At 32.1% G+C, this 22116-nt stretch carries 22 protein-coding genes; 12 read left to right on the top strand and 10 right to left on the bottom strand.

The genetic code is table 11. From position 1 onward, the window contains the following. The 4 genes from LPB87_RS20085 to LPB87_RS20070 are packed head-to-tail and all read left to right on the top strand — an operon-like array spanning position 1 to position 1881. A complete protein-coding gene (locus tag LPB87_RS20085) occupies positions 1–393 on the top strand; it encodes a DUF4359 domain-containing protein (RefSeq protein ID WP_230729112.1) in 393 nt (130 codons plus the stop codon). Next, a complete protein-coding gene (locus LPB87_RS20080; RefSeq protein WP_230729111.1) occupies positions 380–796 on the top strand; it encodes a hypothetical protein in 417 nt (138 codons plus the stop codon). Before LPB87_RS20085 ends, LPB87_RS20080 begins: the two co-directional genes overlap by 14 nt. Positions 797–823: 27 nt before the next feature. After that, the gene (locus tag LPB87_RS20075; RefSeq protein ID WP_230729110.1) at positions 824–1033 is read left to right on the top strand and encodes a hypothetical protein; all 210 of its coding nucleotides are present in this window, start codon (positions 824–826) and stop codon (positions 1031–1033) included. 44 nt (positions 1034–1077) lie between these two features. Then, on the top strand, positions 1078–1881 hold the full coding sequence (locus LPB87_RS20070) for an endonuclease/exonuclease/phosphatase family protein (protein ID WP_129539518.1): 804 nt from the start codon (positions 1078–1080) through the stop codon (positions 1879–1881). Here LPB87_RS20070 and LPB87_RS20065 read toward each other — a convergent pair. The 5 genes from LPB87_RS20065 to LPB87_RS20045 all read right to left on the bottom strand — a co-directional run bounded on the left by LPB87_RS20065 (position 1878) and on the right by LPB87_RS20045 (position 6362). After that, positions 1878–3137 carry an asparagine synthetase B gene (locus LPB87_RS20065; RefSeq protein ID WP_129539519.1) on the bottom strand — a complete coding sequence of 420 codons (1260 nt, stop codon included), beginning with the start codon at positions 3135–3137 and terminating at the stop codon, positions 1878–1880. The genes LPB87_RS20070 and LPB87_RS20065 overlap by 4 nt on opposite strands. A gap of 292 nt (positions 3138–3429) precedes the next feature. Next, the gene (locus LPB87_RS20060; RefSeq protein WP_129539520.1) at positions 3430–4095 is read right to left on the bottom strand and encodes a response regulator transcription factor; all 666 of its coding nucleotides are present in this window, start codon (positions 4093–4095) and stop codon (positions 3430–3432) included. A gap of 122 nt (positions 4096–4217) precedes the next feature. Continuing rightward, the gene (locus tag LPB87_RS20055; protein ID WP_129539521.1) at positions 4218–5009 is read right to left on the bottom strand and encodes a histidine kinase; all 792 of its coding nucleotides are present in this window, start codon (positions 5007–5009) and stop codon (positions 4218–4220) included. A gap of 300 nt (positions 5010–5309) precedes the next feature. Next, positions 5310–5738: a hypothetical protein gene (locus LPB87_RS20050; protein ID WP_230729108.1), complete on the bottom strand. Its 429-nt coding sequence runs from the start codon at positions 5736–5738 to the stop codon at positions 5310–5312. A 222-nt stretch (positions 5739–5960) separates the two neighbouring features. Further along, complete coding sequence (locus tag LPB87_RS20045) at positions 5961–6362, bottom strand: hypothetical protein (protein WP_230729107.1); 402 nt, start codon at positions 6360–6362, stop codon at positions 5961–5963. Between the two features lie 325 nt (positions 6363–6687). On the opposite strand from LPB87_RS20045, the gene LPB87_RS20040 reads away from it, so the two are divergent. From LPB87_RS20040 to LPB87_RS20020, 5 genes are all read left to right on the top strand, one after another. Further along, entirely contained in the window at positions 6688–7245 is a 558-nt protein-coding gene (locus tag LPB87_RS20040) for a tail fiber protein (RefSeq protein ID WP_230729105.1), read from the top strand. A gap of 61 nt (positions 7246–7306) precedes the next feature. After that, entirely contained in the window at positions 7307–8458 is a 1152-nt protein-coding gene (locus tag LPB87_RS20035) for an ABC transporter substrate-binding protein (RefSeq protein WP_230729103.1), read from the top strand. 2 nt (positions 8459–8460) lie between these two features. Then, on the top strand, positions 8461–9390 hold the full coding sequence (locus LPB87_RS20030) for a formyltransferase family protein (protein ID WP_230729101.1): 930 nt from the start codon (positions 8461–8463) through the stop codon (positions 9388–9390). A gap of 34 nt (positions 9391–9424) precedes the next feature. After that, complete coding sequence (locus tag LPB87_RS20025) at positions 9425–11824, top strand: T9SS type A sorting domain-containing protein (RefSeq protein ID WP_230729099.1); 2400 nt, start codon at positions 9425–9427, stop codon at positions 11822–11824. A 111-nt stretch (positions 11825–11935) separates the two neighbouring features. Further along, positions 11936–12454 (top strand): hypothetical protein, encoded by a 519-nt coding sequence (locus tag LPB87_RS20020; protein WP_230729097.1) that lies wholly within the window; start codon positions 11936–11938, stop codon positions 12452–12454. 87 nt (positions 12455–12541) lie between these two features. On the opposite strand, the gene dnaB is transcribed toward LPB87_RS20020, so the two are convergent. The 5 genes from dnaB to tgt all read right to left on the bottom strand — a co-directional run bounded on the left by dnaB (position 12542) and on the right by tgt (position 18478). Next, positions 12542–14092: a replicative DNA helicase gene (dnaB, locus tag LPB87_RS20015; RefSeq protein WP_129539528.1), complete on the bottom strand. Its 1551-nt coding sequence runs from the start codon at positions 14090–14092 to the stop codon at positions 12542–12544. A 140-nt stretch (positions 14093–14232) separates the two neighbouring features. Continuing rightward, positions 14233–15186, bottom strand: a complete 954-nt coding sequence (locus LPB87_RS20010) for an acetyl-CoA carboxylase carboxyltransferase subunit alpha (RefSeq protein WP_230729095.1) — start codon at positions 15184–15186, stop codon at positions 14233–14235. A 116-nt stretch (positions 15187–15302) separates the two neighbouring features. Beyond that, complete coding sequence (locus tag LPB87_RS20005; protein WP_230729093.1) at positions 15303–16190, bottom strand: DMT family transporter; 888 nt, start codon at positions 16188–16190, stop codon at positions 15303–15305. Continuing rightward, positions 16177–17265: an LptF/LptG family permease gene (locus tag LPB87_RS20000; protein WP_129541098.1), complete on the bottom strand. Its 1089-nt coding sequence runs from the start codon at positions 17263–17265 to the stop codon at positions 16177–16179. Before LPB87_RS20000 ends, LPB87_RS20005 begins: the two co-directional genes overlap by 14 nt. Positions 17266–17347: 82 nt before the next feature. Further along, positions 17348–18478 carry a tRNA guanosine(34) transglycosylase Tgt gene (gene tgt, locus LPB87_RS19995; protein ID WP_039116475.1) on the bottom strand — a complete coding sequence of 377 codons (1131 nt, stop codon included), beginning with the start codon at positions 18476–18478 and terminating at the stop codon, positions 17348–17350. A 223-nt stretch (positions 18479–18701) separates the two neighbouring features. On the opposite strand from tgt, the gene LPB87_RS19990 reads away from it, so the two are divergent. From LPB87_RS19990 to LPB87_RS19980, 3 genes are all read left to right on the top strand, one after another. After that, positions 18702–19562 (top strand): polysaccharide deacetylase family protein, encoded by an 861-nt coding sequence (locus tag LPB87_RS19990; protein WP_230729092.1) that lies wholly within the window; start codon positions 18702–18704, stop codon positions 19560–19562. Positions 19563–19765: 203 nt separating this feature from the next. Beyond that, a complete protein-coding gene (locus LPB87_RS19985) occupies positions 19766–20614 on the top strand; it encodes a transketolase (RefSeq protein WP_129539531.1) in 849 nt (282 codons plus the stop codon). A gap of 73 nt (positions 20615–20687) precedes the next feature. Further along, positions 20688–21641 carry a transketolase C-terminal domain-containing protein gene (locus LPB87_RS19980; RefSeq protein WP_017498449.1) on the top strand — a complete coding sequence of 318 codons (954 nt, stop codon included), beginning with the start codon at positions 20688–20690 and terminating at the stop codon, positions 21639–21641. The last annotated feature ends 475 nt before the right edge of the window (positions 21642–22116 follow it).

Here is a 22116-nt window from a genome sequence, read left to right as displayed (position 1 = left end):
ATGAAAACAAAACACTTTATAGTTATAGGAATCTCAATCATCTTGTTAATCGCGATTATCACAAATCCTGACACGAATCGCCATAAAGAAGAAGTTAAATCAAAAATACATGAATATTTACAAAACTCATTAGCTAATGATGTAAATGAAGCTGATGATAAATGGTCTAAAGCAAGTAAACTATTTGGAAACTTACTTGGTGAAACTATGATTAACAATATGGTAAATACAATGATTACCTCTAATAATTATATCCTTTTTTCCACTACTAATGCAACATCAGAAGGTAAGACCAAAACAATTGGGCTCGGAATTTTCGGAAATGTCTTTTTATCGAACAAAGTAAATGAAGCATTTAAAAATTCTTCAAAACAAAACAATGAAACTATTTAAAATCTCAATCTATTGCCTAACTTTAGGAATCTTAGGATGCAAAAATGGACAACCTAAGGTAGAAGAAAACGCCCCTCAAACATTTTACAAAGAAATAATAACTGCTACTGATGTAAAATCTATTACTATTGAAGAAGCCAAAACCTACCATAAAGATATTAATTACCAGTATGAATATCGTACTGGTATATCTGGTAATTATGAATATACTTATGACGTAAATGGCTATGATCAAGATGGGAATTTGGTTACTGGAATTATAAATATTGAAAAGAAATACGGAGCAGGCATTATTATAAATGATAATGATGAGGAAATTGACATTAAAGTAGAATGGATAGATTACGGCAGATTAAAAGCTACAGACGAAAACGGAAATGAATATAACCTCGTAGTTGATTAATTTTAAATAATAACAAACAAAAAAAACATGAAATTTATTACATTAGTTTTATTTATTACTCTTACCTCATTTAATTTTGTAGAAAACAATGTGTATACATGTGGCGCGAGTGGTGCAAAAAAATATCATTACAAGGAGTCTTGTCGAGGTTTAAGTTCATGTAAACAAAAAATAACTAAACTTTCTATAAAGCAAGCACAAGGATATGGCCTTACTCTTTGCGGTTGGGAAGACTAGATAATTCTAGGATAATCTTTATATTTGAAAATTAATACTTATAAATGAAAATCCAATTTACTGTTCTATTTTTTTTATTAACTACACTCTTATATTCCCAAACAAAGATACTCTCGTGGAACATTGAAAACTTTGGAAAATCAAAAACAGAACAAGATATTGACTTTATAGCCAACACTATAAAAAATCATGATATTATTGCAATTCAAGAGGTTGTAGCTGGTTATGGAGGTGCTCAAGCTGTAGCAAGGCTTGTAGACCAACTCAATCGCAAAGGAGCTAAATGGGACTATTCTATAAGTAATCCAACAAGTAGTAGTGCATACAAAACAGAACGGTATGCTTTTATCTGGAAAACTAACAAGGCGAAACTAATTGGAAAACCATGGCTCGAAAAGCAATATGAAAAACAAATAGATCGAGAGCCTTACTTTGCTACTTTTGAAAAGAATGGTAAAAACTTCACAATTGTAAGTTTCCATGCAATTACAAAAAGTAAACAACCTGAAACAGAAATTAAATATTTCAAATTTTTACCTCAGCAATATTCTAATCAAAACTTAATTTTTGTTGGAGATTTTAATTGTCCGCAATCACATACCGTTTTTAATCCATTGAAAAAAATGGGATATTTGCCAACTTTAGAAAACCAAAAAACTTCTTTGAAACAAAAATGTATTAATAACCAATGTTTAGCCTCTGAGTATGATAATATTTTTTATCATTCTTCAAAAATTAAAATAATAGACAAAGGAATAATTCATTTCTACAAAGACTTTAATTCTTTGAAAGAAGCAAGAAGGATATCTGATCACATTCCGATATGGATGGAGTTTTCTTTAAATTAAGTTTTAAGTTTTTTCTTCTTAGCTGCTGGAAACAGAACATTATTGAGTATTAATCGGTAGCCAGGCGAATTTGGATGTAAATCTAAAACTGTTGGTGGGTCACCTACTTTATGTTGATAATCTTCAGGATCATGACCTCCAAAAAAAGTAAACATCCCTTTTCCTTTTTCACCATGAAGATATCTTACTTCTCCGTTAATTTCACATGTTCCCATTACCAAAGCATTCGATTTAACAAAATTGGCATCAAACGAAGTCGTTTGCCCCATAAATCCTTTTACTAATTGCGTATGATTTTGACATAACATACTCGGAATTGGATCCCATTTTGCTGAAAATTCCATTAAAGTAAAATAGTCCTTTTCCATTGAAATACGCCTTTTTGGAGTCATATCTATATCTGAAAACTCATATACTTCAGGTTTACGTTCTAAGGTAAAATCTCTAAAAGCAAATGAATTAGCATAATTAAGCTTCGATTGGTAGTTTGGCTCACTTGCATCGCCATCAAACATTGCTTCACAAATATCAACTCCATCTGCTGCCAAAGCTATATCAAAACTATCAGTTGCTGAACACATTGCAAACATAAACCCACCACCAATAACAAAATCTCTAATTTTTTTTGCTACTGCTCCTTTTTCTTTTGATACTTTATCATAACCTAATTTAGTTGCCAATGCTTCTGTATCTTTCTTTTGCTCAATATACCATGGTGTGTTTTTATAAGCGGCATAAAATTTACCATATTGACCTGTAAAATCTTCATGATGCAAATGCAACCAATCATATAATAATAACTGATCACTTAAAACTTCTTCATCATAAATCGGAGTAAATGGAATCTCTGCATATGTTAATACTAAAGTTACTGCATCGTCCCAAGGTTGTTTCCCCTTTGGTGTATAAACTGCTATTTTGGGAGCTTTTTCAAGAATAACAGTTTCCATATTTTGAGATGGACTTGAAATTTCATTTAAAATAGAATTCTCTTCACTATCAGAAAGTATTTCAAAACTAACCCCTCGGATTTTACATTCTTTACGAATCTCTTCTGCATCTGGTAATAAAAAAGAACCTCCTCTATAATTAAGTAACCAACTGGCTTTATAATTCTTACTCAAACACCAATAAGTAATTCCATATGCCTTTAGATGATTTTGCTGTGTAGTTTCATCCATGGGAAGTAAAATAAACGAAGCCTTGCCACTAAATGATAATAAAAAGAAGAAAACGTAAGCAAAATAATATTTCATTTTATATTTTTTTATTTGAAACTATTTTAAAAGATTGTTTATTTCATTATCAAAAAAACACGTAAAAACACGCGTAAATTCATGAATAAGTCTAGTTAAATTTGTTATTCTACATAACCAACTAATAATTAAATATGAAAACTCAAGCAATGAAACTTAATGAAACAAATAACAAATCTAAACATACAAATTTATTTCGGAAAATAGGCATCTGTTTACTAGTACTAACAATTATACTATATTACTTTTTATCTATTCAATTTCTTGCAAGTAGTGAAATTAATTAAGAGTATCAATTCGCAAGAACTGCAATTTGGTTTTGAATTGCATAAACAACTAATCCTGCAGTATTTCTAGACTCTGTTTTTAGTAATAAATTATTACGATGCCCTTCTACAGTTCTGGGGCTAATAAAAAGTTCTTCTGCTATTTCAGCAGTACTTTTTTGCAAACAAATCAAACGTAAGACTTCTATTTCACGGGCTGAAAGAAAATTGGTATCCAAATTACATCTAGTATTTTTACCCTCTTTGGCAATACTTTGAATAATTTTAAGAACATTTTCATTATAATAATATCCCTTTGTGCTTACTTGATTAATTGTATATATCAAATCTTTTGGTGTTGTATTCTTTATTAAATAAGAAACTGCTCCAACTTGCAACATATTTGCAACAAACGATTTAGTATCATAACTCGTTAGAGCAATAATTTTAATATCTGGGTAGTTTTTATGAATAATTTTGGTTGCTTCTACTCCATTTAAAACTGGCATTTTTAAATCGATAATAATAATATCAGGTTGACTAGTTGTTTTATCAAGATAAGATATTAGTTCACTCCCATTTGACGCTTCAAAAACAACTTTAAAATTGTCTTCTCGTTCCAATAAAAAGATAATTCCTTTACGAAATAAAACTTCATCATCAACTAAAATTATTTTTATCGGGGCTTTCATTTTATCAAATGTAACTAATTAACTTTCACATTCTTAACAAATTAGATGTCAAAAACACATAGAAAAAGCATTTATCCTGCGAAAATACAAAAAATGCATACTTAAACAATAAAAAATCGATTCTAAAACGTAAAAATTACTGAAACACCGTTATTTACAGATGAATTTACAGATATAGTTCCATTCAAAAAAGAAATTCTACTTTCTATATTTTTCATACCAAGTCCTTTAAAATTATCTGCATTATTACTATCAAAACCAATTCCATTATCAGAATATAATCCTGTATTTATACCATTTTTATCATCAAAAGAAATCGAAATTTGAGTTGCCTTACCATGTCGTAAAGAATTATTCATCAGTTCTTGTAAAATTCTAAAAACATGCAAATGCTTGTCTTTGTATTTTTCATCGAATTGAATTTTGTTTTTATAGTCTACCTTAACGGCTTTACTACTTTCAAACTCTAAACATAATTCTTCTATTCCTGCATGTAGTCCAAATTTTTCTAAAACTGGAGGAAATAAACCGTGAGCAATTTTTCTAGAATTATCAAGTGCCTTAGCAGTTAAGTCTATAATATTATCAGTAATCTCCATTACTTCTTTTTCGCTTAAATTTGAAGTACGTAATAGGTAACTATTTAATGAAACCACATTAAGTTTGGAACTAATATCATCATGCAAATCTTGTGCGATTCGCTTTCGTTCTTCTTCTTGTGTAATAATAACAGCTTGAACCTGATCTTTTTGGTATTGGATTTCTAAATCTTTTTTTTCTAATTGTTCTTTTATAATTTTCTTTCTTGAAAAATAAAAAAACAATACTAAAACAATTCCCATTAATATGAATGATAAACATCCAAAAATAATTATAGCTACAATCTCACTTTCTGGAATTGGGCTTGAATTCATATATTTTGAGTTTTTCTCTTATTAGTTTTATGCAAATTTACGAATAAATGTATCGCATTTAATCTGGTAATTGAAACTCTCAAAATAAAAAAATCTTTGACAAAATATACACTTTGACAAAGACTTCCTATTTGTAAGCTTATTCATAGCTTATAATGCTATACTTTTAATATATCAATCTTTTATATAATTTGAAGTATCTCCTTCGCTACATTTTTTTTTGTATAGCACTTCCCTTTTATTTGAAAAACGTCTTAATACTCATAAACAAACAAGTTATCATTTCTGAATCAATTAAAACTAATTCAGAAAATTAGCCTCATCCTTTTTATAAAAACTCCTCTTCCATTCAACTAAAATAAATAACTGAAAAATTACATATAAAATATAATTTATCCGTGAAGGTACTTTGTAATATTTTGAGCTTAACGTTACCGATAAATTACCTACTAAAAATAAAATAGTACTTCCGAATAAATACAATATAATACCTATGTTGATATAATAAAACATCTTTTTACCATTCAACATATTGTAAAAATGAAATGTAGCAAAAATTAATAATAAAAATGAAGTAATGAATATTTCATATAAATTGAACTTAAAAAACAAATCGGGTCTAATACTATATTGAATAGCCAAACTTAGTAGTGCCAAAATGGCTGTAATCTTGATTACTTTTTTCTGAAATTTATCTGTTATTAAATTAAAATAAAAAAGGCCAAGCATAATAAACTGCCCTATAAAATAAAAATGTGATAAAAATAGATTATTCAACCCTAACTTCCTTAATACAAGAGTAATGATCTGAATACATACAATTAAAAAAAGGTAGACTGTAAATATCACATAGGATTTTTGTTTCTTAGATAGACCAAGTGCAAATACAATAAAATTAATCAGTAAAAGGAAATACCCCAAATTAACAAGAAATGAATACATAAATCACTTCTAATTTAATGGACTAGATGGATCACCTTGAGGAGGACATGGCTGGCTAAAATCATATATAGCTGGTGGTATAGCTGTTTCATTTCCATCTTTACTATTTCCAGGGTTACTATCTCCAGGTTTAGGCAACATGTCTTCGTAAATAAGAGTATCTTTGTTTAGTCTAGTTCCAACAAGCATTAATGTTTGTACTCCCTCATCATTTATTCCAATGTAAGCTCTCGCTGCATCAATACCTTGTGCTAAAACCATTTCTAAATTTATTTTTGGAATTAAAAAGGCACGTACTTTATTCTTAGCCTCTATTCCATTTTTTGGATCTTTCCATTTTTTCGTCCATTTTTCGGCCGTTTCTAAAGAAATTTCTGTGTCTTTTTCTCTTAATGTTTTGTTTTCTGACATAATTTTAGATTTTATTAATTAATTAAAATTCAACTTAGGTTTGTTAATATTTTCGCTAAACTACTGTTTTTTTATTCTTTTAACAAAAAATATATCCCTAAAAAGATAACCAAAATAAAAGTTAAAAATAATTTTTATTTTAACTTTTATTTAACAAAATGATAGTTATTAAAATTCTAATTTTAGTGTATACTTTCTAAAGTACTCCATATACATTATTGATAAATAACAAGTTACAGTTTATTATAAAAAACACGTATAAATACGTGTATCCATATTTTCATTATAATCTAATTTTGAATTTTACTAATTAAACTAAAAAACTATGTCTACAGAACCATTTATCGGAGAAATTAAGATTTTAGCATTCAACTTTGCCCCTAACGGTTACGCGACCTGCCAAGGTCAAACACTAAGTATTGCACAAAACACCGCATTATTCTCTCTTATAGGTACTTATTATGGAGGAAATGGTCAAACAACATTCCAACTTCCAAATCTACAAGGGCGCATGCCTGTAGGTCAAGGACAGAGCGCATTAGGAGCTAGCTACGTCATGGGACAAACTGGAGGAGTAACTTCTGTTTCTATATTGACATCAAATATGCCTGCACACGTTCACACCCTAACCAATGTTGCGGTAAAGATAAAAGCTTCTACTGCAAATGCAGATGAATCTGCTGCAGAAGGAAACTTCCCTGCAACCACAAAAGCTTCTGCTTACTCTGGTAATGGAGCCACAAATAACGTTTTTACTGGAGGAACTGCAATTACAGGTAATACTGACCCATCTGGTACAGGCATACCAATTAGTATACAAAATCCATATTTAACTATTAATTATTCCATTGCTACACAAGGAATATTTCCAAGTAGAAATTAATTAAAAATAATTTAGGAGAGCATCATATAGAACTCTCCTAATTAATTATTATATAAAATATATGGAAGTAATAGGGATTCTATTGTCGCGCTCTACATATTATCAGACAATTGGTTTTGATTTATATGAAGGTCTTCGGTCTGGTCTTAAACAACTAGGTAGGAGTGATATCAAAATAGTTACAGAAAACATAGGTTTCGGTGCCGATAAACAACAATGTTATCGCAGTGCCGAAAAGCTTTTGCTAGAAGAAAATGCATCAGTTGTAATTGCATACATCGGTCATCATACTGCTCAATTACTTCGTCCTCTTTTTCTTGCGGCAAATAGAATATTGATTGTTTTAGATGCGGGTTCCAATATGCCTCATGAGTGGCCAACCTGTCCCAATATCTTTTATCACTCACTTCATAATTCTTTAGGAGCCTCCCTTGTTGCTAAAGAAGCCACGAAAGATGGATATAGGAATGCTGGAATGGTAACAGGTTATTATGATGGTGGGTATTTACATACTTATAGTATTTCAAAAGCATTTCAAGACAATGGGGGTACGATATCTTTTAATCATGCTACTGGCTATAAAACAGAAGACTTTACGATGGAACCGCTAAAAGAACATTTAAATAATTTTCCCGAAAGTGCCTTGTTAAGCATTTTTAGTGGCGATTATGTACAATGGTATTTTGAACAAATAAAAAACACATTTGAAGAGCAAAATCTGCCAATCTATCTAACTCCATTTGGATTAGAAGAAACAATGCTAAGTAATGCTATATATCCAGGAAATAAAGCAAAAGGCATTGCTGCTTGGTCTAAAAAAATTGAATCTGCAGAAAATAAAATTTTCATTGATACAATGACAGAATTAGGAAAAACACCTAATCTATTCTCTTTGTTAAGTTGGGAAAGTGCAACTATAGCTATAAAAGCAATAGAACTAACTCTTGAATATAAAAATAGTATCCCAAATATTAGCCAAGATCTACAAGCGCTAACATTCGTAAGTCCAAGAGGGAAAATTTATTTTGACACAAAAACAAACACCTCTATTTCTCCTTTATATAAAGCAACTATTGTCTCAAACACCGAAGGAAAATGTGAATTACAATTGGAAGGTGAAGTAACTGAAGTAAACGAATATTATAAAAAACTAACGAATCAAGATTTAGATCAAAGCACATCGGCTTGGTACAATAGCTATGTCTGTATTTAATTATGGAAGCACAAAAAAGAATAATGGTATTATGTGGCGGAAAGTTCGCCTTTAACACATTGCAATTATTAGCATATGAGAGGTTCATATGTGCAATAGGAATCGGAAAAAGCAATAATACAATAATAGATGCTTTAGAAAGAGAATCAGAAGACAATAACTTCGGGTTCAAATCATTTCCTTCTAAAAAAAGTATGGAAGAAATGAGAAATTGGATTGATGCTATCAAACCCGATTACATCTTTTGTATCTCATTCCCATTTCTTCTTCCTGAATCTGTTCTGTCCTATGGAAATGATAAATTCATCAATTTCCACCCAGCACCGTTACCACAATACCGCGGCGTAATGCCAATTTTTGAAGTACTTAAAAATCAAGAAAAGGAGACTGCCATTTGTGCGCATTATATGAATGAAAAATTTGATCAAGGAAATATTATTTTTAATGATCCTGTAAGAATACAAGAGAATGACACTTACGGAAAATTAACGGTGAGATTAAGTGCCCGTATGGCACAAGTAGCATTGAATATGGCAAATATGCTACAATTTGCTAGTAACATTCCTAATCATCCACAAGATGAGTCATTGGCTTACTATTATGAAAAACCTGAACTAACGGATACTTACATTAATTGGAAGCGAATGTATGCTACTGAAATCATTGCATTAATAAATGCATGTAATCCTTGGAATTCTGGAGCTGATGCTACTTTAATGGATGAACAGGTTAAAATAATAGTAGCAACCCTATTAGATGAACCACATCAGGAGAAACCTGGAACAATCATTTCTATAAACAATACGATAAATGTAGCTTGTGAAGATAACAAACAAATTGCAATCGAAATACTTAGTACAGACGAAGGTATAATGACGGCTAATCAATATGCCTTATTAAAGCCATTAGTGGCAAACCCCATATCTAACTAATATAATTAAACTATTAATTTAAAACTATGCGAATATGAAAAAGAACTTTACTATTATTTTTGCGACATTACTTTGCCTCTTTTCAACAAGAGGTAATGCCCAAACGCAATTTTGGTCCGATACTTTTGAAGATACTGGAGCTCCAAGTTCCGGTACAAGAACTCCATCTGTGGAATTTTCTTGTGGAGGACCACCAGCAACTTCTTATTTTTTTAGAACTACACCAGCGGGAATTGCTCTTAATAGTGTCCCTCTTCCTAACACCACCTATACTGGTTTCCAAGGTAGTAAAATATGGGCAGGAGAAGATCTTGATAGAGGCTCAACCTGTACAAACAATGATATATCTCCTAACCAACAAGTTTCTTGGCTAAACATTAACATCACTGGAAAAAGTGGATTATCTTTTAAAGGTCTTTTTGCTGCAAATGATCAAAATACCTGGCAAGGCTCTGATAGTGGTATTCAACAAGATTATGTTATTGTAGAGTATAAAATTGATGCTGGACCATGGACCAAAGTATTAGCTTTTTATGCTAGTGCGGCTGATGACAGCCCATCGCTAAAACTTGACACTAATGGAGATTTAATAGGAGATGGAGCTGCTTTAAGCTATGCATTCAGTGAGTTTTCTGCAAACATTCCTGGTACTGGAACTACTTTACTAATTAGATTGAATGCTTATGCAAATGGATCACTTACACAAGAATTTGCAGTAGATAACTTTCGTTTATTTGAAACTCCTGCATGTACAGCTCCAGTTATTACTGCCAACCCTCCTGATAGAACTTTATGTCCAGGAAGCAATACAACATTTGCAGTTGCTGCAACTGGCGCAACAGCTTACAAATGGCAAGTAGATTTAACAGGTACTGGAACCTATACTGATCTTTTAAATGTTGCTCCATATTCAGGAGTTACAACAAATACATTGACTATAACTGGTGCAACTACAACAATGAACACCTATAAATATAGAGCAGTTGCAATTAATGGAATTGCTACTTGTTTTACAAACTCAAATCCTGGAACACTTTCAGTTTCTAACATAACCCTTGCTAGCTCACAAGATAATATCCTTTGTGCAGGTAGCACTGGTAGTGCATCTGTAATTCCTAGCGGAGGTGATGGTCCTTATACATACTCATGGTCTCCATCTGGTGGTACTGGCAGTATAGCTACAAACTTAAGTGCTGGAACATATACAGTAACAGTTACTGATGCTAGTAATTGTACAAAACAACAACTTTTTAATATCATAGAAACAGCAACACCAATTCTAATTTCACCATCACAAACAAACGTGTCTTGCAATGGTGGATCTAATGGAACTGCTACTGCAGTAGTTAATGGGGGTACTGGCCTTGGTACATATACTTATTCTTGGTCTCATTCGAACTTAATAACAACTGCAACTGCATCTGGACTATCTGCTGGTACATATACCGTGACTGTAACGGATGGAAATGCCTGTTCTAAGCAACAAATTTTCAATATTCTTCCTGCAACTGAGATTATCACATCTGTAACAGGACAAAGTAATGTAAGCTGTAATGGTGGTTCTAATGGATCGGCAACTGTAGGAGCTACAGGTGGTACAGGTACATACACTTATTCTTGGTCTCCTTCGGGCGGAACCGCTGCAACTGCTTCTGGACTTACTGCTGGCACATATACCGTGACTGTAACGGATGGAAATACCTGTTCTAAACAACAAGTTGTAACTATTCTTCCAGCAACTGAGATTATAACATCTGTAACAGGACAAAGTAATGTAAGCTGTAATGGTGGTTCTAATGGATCGGCAACTGTAGGTGCTACAGGTGGTACGGGTACATACACTTATTCTTGGTCTCCTTCAGGCGGAACCGCAGCAACTGCATCTGGACTTACTGCTGGTATCTATACAGTAACTGTGACTGATGCTAACACCTGTAGTAAACAGCAAGTATTTGAAATTATTGAACCTGTAGCAAGTATTTTAAGTATTAGCCGTGCTGGTAATATATTAACTGCCGACCAACCTGGTGCAACTTACCAATGGTTCACTTGTCCTAATACGGATATTGCTGGAGAAATTGGTCAATCATTTACACCAACAGCCAATGGATCATATGGAGTAGCTATAACACTAAACGGTTGTACCGTTATTGCTCCATGTGTTAATGTAACTTCATTAGCAACTACAGATTTTGAAGAAAAATCTAAGTTCATGATTTATCCTAATCCAAGTCAAGGTATTGTAAACGTAAAATCTGATCACGATACAGATTTAAGTATAATCAATCAATCAGGGCAAATTCTTAAAACAGTTAAAGTTACTGCTGATACTGTCAACACAATTAATGTTGAGAATTTAAGTGATGGTATATACTTCATTCGTGAAATGAAAGGTAATAAACCAGCTACTTATAAACTAATACTAAAAAAATAAACTATAAAAGGGGATATTTTAATATCCCCTTTTAATTAATTATCCACTTATACAAGAGGGTAAATGTCATCGTGACCCAATTTTATTTATACTATCCAAAAAACAAACCATATGGAAAGAAGATTATTTGTAAAGAAAACAAGTCTGTTAACTTCTGGTATTTTAATTTTATCAACAGATTCAATTTTAGCAACAACTTCAACAGCACAAAAAAATGTTACTAACATAAATTTGATACCAGCACTTGCAACAGGTAAAAATATAATAATTAAAGGTTTAGTCTTAGATGCCAAAACAAATCTTCCCATAAATACTGATATAAAAATCAGTACAAAAAGAAATCGTTTTTATTCAAAGAATAATTCATTAAATACTTTAAATGGAGAGTATTCAATTTATACAGGTTTCACGAATTCTGGAAAAATATCAGAAAAACTACATTTTGAGATTAGTGCGCCAGGATATAAACCCTATAATGGAAACCTTTATATAACTAAAAGAGGGTGCAACATTCATAGCGACCAGTGGCAATATAATCCTAATTATAAACCTGAGTATCGCCCTGTTAATAAAGAACAAGAAAGCACTATTATATCAACATTCAATTTTTACTTGGTAAAAGCATCTTAAATAATAGTATTAATTCGCATAAAAAAGGAGAAACTATCAATTGATAGTTTCTCCTTTTTTATGTAAACATCTTTAGCATTATATAGATTAAAATGGCACATCACTGTCATCATCGTCGTCGTCGTTAAAATTACTTCCAAAAGCTTCATTTGCAGAAGGAAGATTTTTAGTAACAAACGGATTATTATCATCAACATTCATCTTAGAAGGTAAATCATCATAATTGCCTGAAAAATCATCCAAGTTATCAAATTTTCCAAGGTGTCCAATAAATTTCAAACGGACATTCTCAATACCCCCATTACGGTGTTTAGCAATCATAATTTCTGCCTGACCAGTTGTTGGCGAAGCTTCATCATCATCCCATTCTTCAATTTTGTAATATTCTGGTCGGTATAAAAACGAAACAATATCAGCATCCTGCTCAATTGCTCCAGATTCACGAAGATCGGATAACAACGGACGTTTACTTGATCCACGCGTCTCAACAGCACGCGATAACTGAGAAAGTGCAATTACAGGAACGTTAAGTTCTTTTGCCAAAGCTTTTAAGTTTCGAGAAATTGTAGAAATCTCCTGCTCACGATTTCCTCCTCCTTTATTATTACCTCCAGCAGTCATTAACTGCAAATAGTCAATAATGATAATTTTAATCCCGTGTTGAGATGCCAAACGACGACATTTCGCTCTTAAATCGAAAATCGAAAGTGATGGTGTATCATCAATAAATAGCGGGGCTTTCTCTAAGTTCTTTACTTTAGTACTCAACATAGTCCACTCATGAGGTTCTAATTTTCCCGTACGCAATTTTTCTGATGACAATCCTGTTTCTGACGAAATTAATCTGGTAATTAGCTGAACAGAAGCCATCTCTAAAGAAAACAATGCCACTGGATGTCCAAAATCGATTGCAATATTTCTGGCCATCGAAAGAATAAATGCAGTTTTTCCCATCGCTGGTCTTGCTGCGATAATAATTAAATCACTTGGTTGCCATCCAGAAGTCAGTTTATCCAGATTCGTAAAACCAGTTTCAACACCACTTAATCCTTCTTGTTTAGAAATTTCTTCAATTTTCTTTTTTGCCTGTAGTACCAAACTCTGAGCTGTTTCTGAACTACGTTTAATATTTCCTTGTGTTACTTCATATAATTTTGATTCGGCTTGATCAAGCAAATTAAAAACGTCTGTCGTTTCGTCATAAGACGCTTCAATAATTTCCGAAGAAATACGAATCAAACTACGCTGAATGAATTTTTGAAGTATAATACGTGAGTGAAATTCGATGTGCGCAGAAGATGCTACTTTTTGCGTAAGCTGAATTAAATAAAAATCTCCTCCTGCTAAATCTAACTTCCCATTTTTTTTAAGTTGCGCCGAAACAGTCAATAAATCGATTGGTTGTGTTTCTGTAAAAAGCTGTACTATTGCTTCAAAAATATATTTATGCGCATCCTTATAAAAAGCGTCTGCCTGCAAAATATCAATTACATCATCAACACCTTTTTTATCAATCATCATTGCTCCAAGTACAGCCTCTTCTAATTCCAGTACTTGTGGGGGAAGTTTCCCTTTTTCTAAATTAATAATTGCGGTTTTATCGACCTTAATTGGGTTTATATTTTTGAAGTTTTCCATATAGCGAATGTAACAAAATTTAGAAGAGAAAATCCATCTAGTTGTTACGAATAATTGTTTATAAGTTAGTGTATATTGTTTAAAACCAAAAAAAAATCCGAAACGATAAGGCTTCGGATTTTTTATAAATTTGTAAGAATTTATTCTTTGAATTCGCCCATTTTACTGTATTTGTCCATTCTTTGGGCAATTAAATCAGTTGTTGATAAGTCTTTCAATTCATTATATCCTTTAGTGATATATTGTACAACTGTTGCAAATGTCGTTTCTCTATCATAATGAGCTCCACCTAATGGTTCAGGAATAACATCATCAACTAGTTTTTGCTTTTTCATATCTGAAGAAGTCAATTTTAATGCTTCTGCGGCTTTCTCTTTATACTCCCAACTTTTCCATAAGATAGAAGAACAAGATTCTGGAGAAATTACTGAATACCAAGTGTTCTCAAGCATATATACTTTATCTCCCACTCCTATTCCTAAGGCTCCTCCCGAAGCACCTTCACCAACAATAATAGTGATAATAGGCACCTTTAAACGAACCATTTCAAATATATTTCTAGCAATAGCTTCTCCCTGTCCTCTTTCTTCGGCTTCAAGTCCAGGATATGCACCCGGAGTATCTACTAAAGTTAAAACAGGAATACCAAATTTCTCTGCCATTTTCATTAATCGCAATGCTTTACGATATCCTTCTGGATTAGCCATACCAAAATTTCGGTATTGACGTGTTTTGGTATTGTATCCTTTTTGCTGACCAACAATCATAAATGACTGTCCGTCTATCTTACCTAAACCACCAACCATAGCTTTATCGTCTTTAAAACCTCTGTCTCCATGAAGTTCTAAGAAAGTATCACCACACATTGCCTTAATATAATCTAAGGTATATGGTCTGTTTGGATGTCTTGACAATTGTACGCGTTGCCAAGCTGTTAAATTTTTATATATACTTCTTTTAGTTTCTTCTAATTTCTTGTTAATTTGTTTGCACGTTGGCGTTACATCAACATCTGATTCTTTTCCAATGATAACACACTTTTCTAACTGCTCTTCTAATTCTTTGATTGGAAGTTCAAAATCTAAATATTCCATAGGATTTTTTGAATTTTTGTTTTTAAATCGAACCGCAAATATAAAAATATTATATTGTTTGTCGCGTTTATTTAGTATTAAAGTATAAAAAAATAAAGAGTGAAAAAGTTAAAACATTACACTTTGTCATCTTTTTTATAGTGTTTAAAAACACCATTTAATATAACTGTTATCACAATTATAATTGCACCAATATAAAATTCGGTACTCATTTTCTCTTTTCCGCCTAAAATAAAATAGGCCAAAATAATTCCGTAAACTGGCTCTAAATTAGTTGTAAGCATCACAGTATAAGGAGTGAGTTTTCTCATTACTTTTACTGAAGCAGTAAATGCATAAGCAGTACATACCGAAGCCAAAAGCAGTATCAATAGCCAGTTATTCAATGATAGTTCAAAGAAATCAGCAGTAAATTTACCTTGAAATAAAAAGTAAATAGATATAAAAAAAACACCCGCTCCAAATTCATAAAATGTAATAACCGATGGCTCATGATCTGCTATTAATTTCCCATTCATTAATGTAAATAAGACACCTAAAATTATAGAAGCTAAAGCATAACACATTCCGTTTAAGTACTGAATTTCAACTTGCATTATTAATGCTAAACCAGCAATAATAATTAGTCCAAAGAAAACCTCATACCATAACACTTTTCTTCCAAAAAAAATTGGTTCCAATAAAGAAGCAAAAAAAGCACCCAATGAAAATATAGAAAGTGTTATCGAAACATTAGAAACATGAATTGCTTTGAAAAAAAATATCCAATGTAAAGCAATCAGTAATCCGACAAAAATTAGTTTAAAAAAGGCTTTTACAGGAACCCGAAATGATTCTCTTTTAAAAACAATAAATGTCCCTAAAAAAATCCCTGCCAAAAGCATTCGATACCAAACCAAAGCTTCTGCATTAATAGTAATTAATGCTCCTAAAATAGCGGTAAATCCCCAAATAAAAACAATAAAATGAAGACTTAAGTAACTTTTTAATTTATCGTTTTGCATTTCGTAATAAATAAACCGCCAGAATTCCAAAAGCTATATTTGGAAACCAAACAGCGAATAATGGTGAAAAAGTTGATTTTTCCGCTAGTGTACCGAAAATTTTATCAAAAAACACAAAAGCAAAAGCAAGCGCTATTCCGATAGCTAAATTTGTTCCCATTCCTCCACGGCGTTTCATAGACGAAACAGCAACTGCAATAATTGTTAAAATAAAAGCTGAAACTGGAACACTTATTTTTTTATACAAAACAACCAAATAAACATTGATATCTCCAGAACCTCTTTTTTTCTCTTTTTCTATAAAATCATATAATTTACCGATACTCAAAGTTTCAGCAATATAAACCACAGGAGTCAAATCTTCTAAATCAAAAGTAAACACCGCTTTCTTTTCTGGTGCTTTCTCAATTTTATCATCTAATTCTCCCAAAGTTCTTTTAGTATAATCATACATCGTATATGTGCTATCTTTAGGATTCCACTGAATACGGCTTGCAGTAATTTTAGAAACTAACTTTTCTCCTTTAAATTTTTCTAATGTAAAATTAAAAGCCGTTTTGGAAACATCATTAAAGCTATTTACATAAATAAATTCGTTATCATTTATTTGTCGGTATACATTTGTATTGTTACCATGCATGGCTTCTTTTCCACCACCTTTAAGGTATGTGTACCTAAAATTATTAAAGCCTTCACTTGCCGCTGGAACAATATAAAATCCCATTAGCAAAACAAATACAGAAACAATCGAAGCACCAATTATATAAGGTCGCATGAAACGCGAAAAAGAGATCCCTGAGCTAAGTATTGCAATAACCTCAGTATTATTAGCCAATTTTGATGTAAACCAAATTACCGATAAAAATAAAAATATCGGAAACAGAGAATTAGCAAAATAAATAGTAAAATTATAATAGTAAACAACAATATCCAAAAAAGGAATTTTGTTCTCTAGCATTTTATTAATCTTCTCCGAAACATCAATTACAATCCCAATTGGGATAAAAAGCAACAACATCACTGTAAAAGTTGCTAAATATCTCTTTAAGATGTATTTGTCTATTATTGTCAGCATATATCCTTTATGTTTCATATTTCAAGTTTCGTGTTAACTTTCGTAAACATGAAACTTGAAACAAAAAAAACTTTAAACTTTATTATAGTCTTTGACTCATATTCTTAACCATCATTTCTTTCCATGGCATAAAATCTCCTGCTAAGATATGTTTTCTAGCCTCACGAACCAACCACATATAAAAACCAAGATTATGAATCGTAGCGATTTGTTTCCCCAAATACTCATTAGCAGCAAACAAATGACGCAGATACGCTTTTGTGTATTCAGTATCAACAAATGTGATTCCCATCTCATCAATTGGAGAGAAATCAGCTTCCCATTTTTTATTCTTAATATTAATTGACCCATTTGCAGTAAACAACATTCCGTTTCTTGCATTACGAGTAGGCATTACACAATCAAACATATCAACACCCAAAGCAATATTTTCAAGAATATTAATTGGCGTACCAACACCCATTAAATAACGAGGTTTATCTTCTGGTAAAATTTCACAAACAATTTCAGTCATAGCATACATCTCTTCAGCTGGCTCTCCTACCGATAATCCACCGATAGCATTACCCTGTTGACCTGCATTTGCTATATATTCTGCCGACTGTCGACGTAAATCTTTATAAGTACTACCTTGAACAATAGGGAAAAATGTTTGCTCATATCCGTATTTAAAAGGCACTTTGTCTAAATGATTAATACAACGATCCAACCAACGATGAGTCATATGCATCGAACGCTGCGCATAACGATAATCACAAGGATATGGAGTACATTCATCAAAAGCCATAATAATATCAGCACCAATAGTACGCTGAATTTCCATTACATTCTCTGGAGTAAAGAAATGGTAAGAACCATCAATATGCGATTTAAACTTTACACCTTCCTCCTTAATTTTTCTGTTCGCAGACAATGAATACACTTGATATCCACCAGAATCAGTCAAAATATTTCTGTCCCAATTCATAAATTTATGCAATCCACCTGCTTTTTCAAGAATTTCAGTCTGTGGACGCAAATACAAATGGTATGTATTTCCTAGAATAATATCAGGATTTATATCATTTTTCAATTCTCTTTGGTGCACACCTTTAACAGATGCTACAGTACCAACAGGCATAAAAATAGGAGTTTCAATAACTCCATGATCAGTAGTAATACTTCCCGCTCTCGCTTTCGATTGCAGATCTTTTTGTAATAAATCAAACTTCATATACATGTTTTTCAGTCGGCAAAGATAGGCTAATTTGAAAATTAGATAATTAGATAAATCAAAAAATTAAAGATGTTTTATGAATTAATTTAGGCATGTCCCTTCAGGTCGGGCTATTCGCTATATCTTTTGCTTCATTTCATTACACAAAAGGATGCCGCTATTATCCCTCATGCAAAAAAATCTACTAAATTTGAATACAAACAATCAAAGATTAACTCGAATGAATTTATCACAAAAACTAGGATATCCAGAAAACAGTAAATTATTGATCATACATGCTGATGATGCTGGATTATCCCATTCAGAAAATAGAGCAACAATACAAGCACTACAAAACGGAATGATAAATTCCTACAGTATCATGGTACCATGTCCGTGGTTTTATGAAATGGCAAACTTCGCAAAAGACAATCCACAATTTGATAACGGAATCCATTTAACACTTACTTGCGAATGGGAAAACTATAAATTCGGACCAATATTACCCGTTAATGAAGTACCAACATTGATAGACCAAAATGGTTACTTCTACAAAACTAGGCTTGACTTAATCAATAATGCAAAACCAGAAGAAGTAAAAAAAGAACTTCGTGCTCAAATCGAAAGAGCATTGCAATTCGGGCTAAAACCTACGCATCTTGATTCACATATGTGCAGTATAGGCGTATCACCAGAGTTTTTAGAAATATATAAAGAACTAGGAAAAGAGTACAATTTACCTGTTTTCATCAATAAACAATTTGTAGAATCGATAAGCCTATCTAATAAAAAATACAACTATGAGAATACTATTTTAGCAGATAATCTTCTTATCGGAAACTTTGCCGACTTTGAAAAAGGTAAACTGAAAGAATCTTATGAAAAATATTTAGATAACATAAAACCAGGATTTAACGTTTTCTTACTTCATCCCGCATTCGATGACAATGAGATGCAAGGCATTACAAAAAACCATCCCAATTTCGGCTCAGAGTGGAGACAAATAGACTTTGATTATTTCACTAGCGAAGAATGCAAGCACAAATTAAAAGAAAACAACATACAATTAATCACTTGGAAGGAAATTCAAGCAATTAAATAATTCGCTAATTTAAGCATAAAAAAAACAACGATTAATACTTCTTAGTCCTAAGAACTTTAGATAATTATAAATTCGAAAACTAAAAATAAAATTATCTAATCGCTAAATTATCCAATTCTCTAATTACCACATTTCCTTTAAAATCATTTGCCTTAACACCAAATAAAAATTACATTTGCAACAGTTTAACTTTTACACATAAAATGAAGCCTAACACACAACAATTAAGCGATTTAACTATCCAAGTAAGAAGAGATATTCTTCGAATGGTACATGCAGTCAACTCAGGTCACCCAGGTGGATCCTTAGGTTGTACTGAATTTTTGGTATCACTATACCAAAATATCATGGACCGCAAAGAAGGTTTTGATATGGACGGAATCGGAGAAGATCTTTTCTTCCTTTCAAATGGTCATATTTCTCCAGTATTTTATAGCGTTTTAGCAAGAAGCGGTTATTTTCCAGTTTCAGAACTAGCAACATTTAGATTGCTAAACTCTCGTTTACAAGGTCACCCTACAACTCACGAAGGATTACCAGGAGTACGTATTGCTTCAGGTTCATTAGGACAAGGATTATCTGTAGGAATTGGAGCTGCACAGGCCAAAAAACTAAACAAAGACAATCATATTGTTTATACACTACATGGTGATGGAGAATTACAAGAAGGACAAAACTGGGAAGCTATCATGTATGCTTCTGCTAAAAAAGTAGATAACCTAATTGCAACTATTGACCTTAACGGAAAACAAATCGACGGAACTACAGACGAAGTACTAGCAATGGGAAGCATTCGTGCTAAATTTGAAGCTTTTGATTGGGATGTTATAGATATTAAAGAAGGAAACAACATCGATGCTATATTAGCTGGTATGGCAGATGCTAAATCAAGAACTGGAAAAGGAAAACCAGTTTGTGTTTTACTACATACAGAAATGGGTAACGGTGTAGATTTTATGATGCATACACATGCTTGGCATGGTAAAGCACCAAATAACGACCAATTAGCTAATGCATTAGCTCAAAACATTTCAACTTTAGCAGATTATTAAAAAAGTATTATACTTTTCATAATAAGCTTTATGCCTATTATCTACAAAGTACATTACTTATAGCAACAAAAAAATGAAAAAATACACAAATACAGGAAGTAAAGATACTCGTTCAGGTTTTGGAGCGGGAATGACTGAATTAGGTCAGAAAAACGAAAATGTTGTTGCATTATGCGCTGATTTAATTGGTTCATTAAAATTTGATGATTTCAAAAAAAATCACCCAGAGCGTTTTTTCCAAATCGGAATTGCTGAAGCAAACATGATCGGAATTGCAGCAGGTTTAACAATTGGAGGTAAAATTCCTTTCACAGGAACTTTCGCTAACTTTTCTACAGGAAGAGTTTATGACCAAATCCGTCAATCTGTAGCTTACTCAGATAAAAACGTAAAAATTTGTGCATCTCACGCAGGATTAACTCTTGGAGAAGATGGTGCTACACACCAAATATTAGAAGATATTGGCTTAATGAAAATGTTACCAGGGATGACTGTAATCAACACTTGTGATTACAATCAAACTAAAGCTGCAACACTTGCATTAGCTGATCACCATGGACCAGCATATTTACGTTTCGGACGTCCAGTTGTACCAAACTTCACACCTGCTGACGAGCCATTCGTAATTGGAAAAGCAATTTTACTAAACGAAGGAACTGATGTAACTATTGTTGCTACAGGACATTTAGTTTGGGAAGCACTTATTGCAGCAGAAGCATTAGAAGCAAAAGGAATCTCTGCCGAGGTAATTAACATTCACACAATCAAACCTCTTGATGAAGAAGCAATATTAAAATCTTTAGCTAAAACAAAATGTGTTGTTACTGCTGAAGAGCATAACATTCTTGGAGGTCTAGGAGAAAGTGTTTCTAGAGTATTAGCATTAAACAATCCAGCTCCACAAGAATTTGTAGCAGTTAATGATAGTTTCGGAGAATCTGGTACTCCTGAGCAATTAATGGAAAAATACAAACTAAACAACCAAGCGATTGTTGAAGCTGTAGAAAGAGTTATCAAAAGAAAATAATTTCTTTTACAATATAAATCAAAACCTGCTCAATCGAGCAGGTTTTTTTATGTTATATATGAGATAAGATTTTATTTGACTTATTCAAGTAACCTCTCTACAGATATTTCTATTACTTATTTTAAGCCTTTGTCTTTAATCATTGTAATAAAAACTATAAATTATAAAGCTAGTCAAAATTATTACTTGTAAGCTTTAATATACACTCCATTCAAAAACAACAATAGAATAACTATCCAAAAGCTTGTTCCATAACGCTTATAAATCTATTTCAAATTATTTTATCTTACGAAATTCCACTAAGAATATAAAGGAATTCTTTTTTATTAAGTTACATCATTAGTTCCTAACTAAGGCGCGAAACTCTCTTTATACATAATAATTTTTACCGCAAGAGCACAAAGGATTACACAAAGGTTCGCAAAGCTTAATAAATAGCTTTGCGAACCTTTGCTCCCGAGCTATCGGGATTGCC

It is taken from the genome of Flavobacterium sp. EDS (assembly GCF_020991525.1).
Taxonomy (GTDB): Bacteria; Bacteroidota; Bacteroidia; order Flavobacteriales; family Flavobacteriaceae; genus Flavobacterium.
This window is presented reverse-complemented; position numbering and strand designations above follow the sequence as displayed.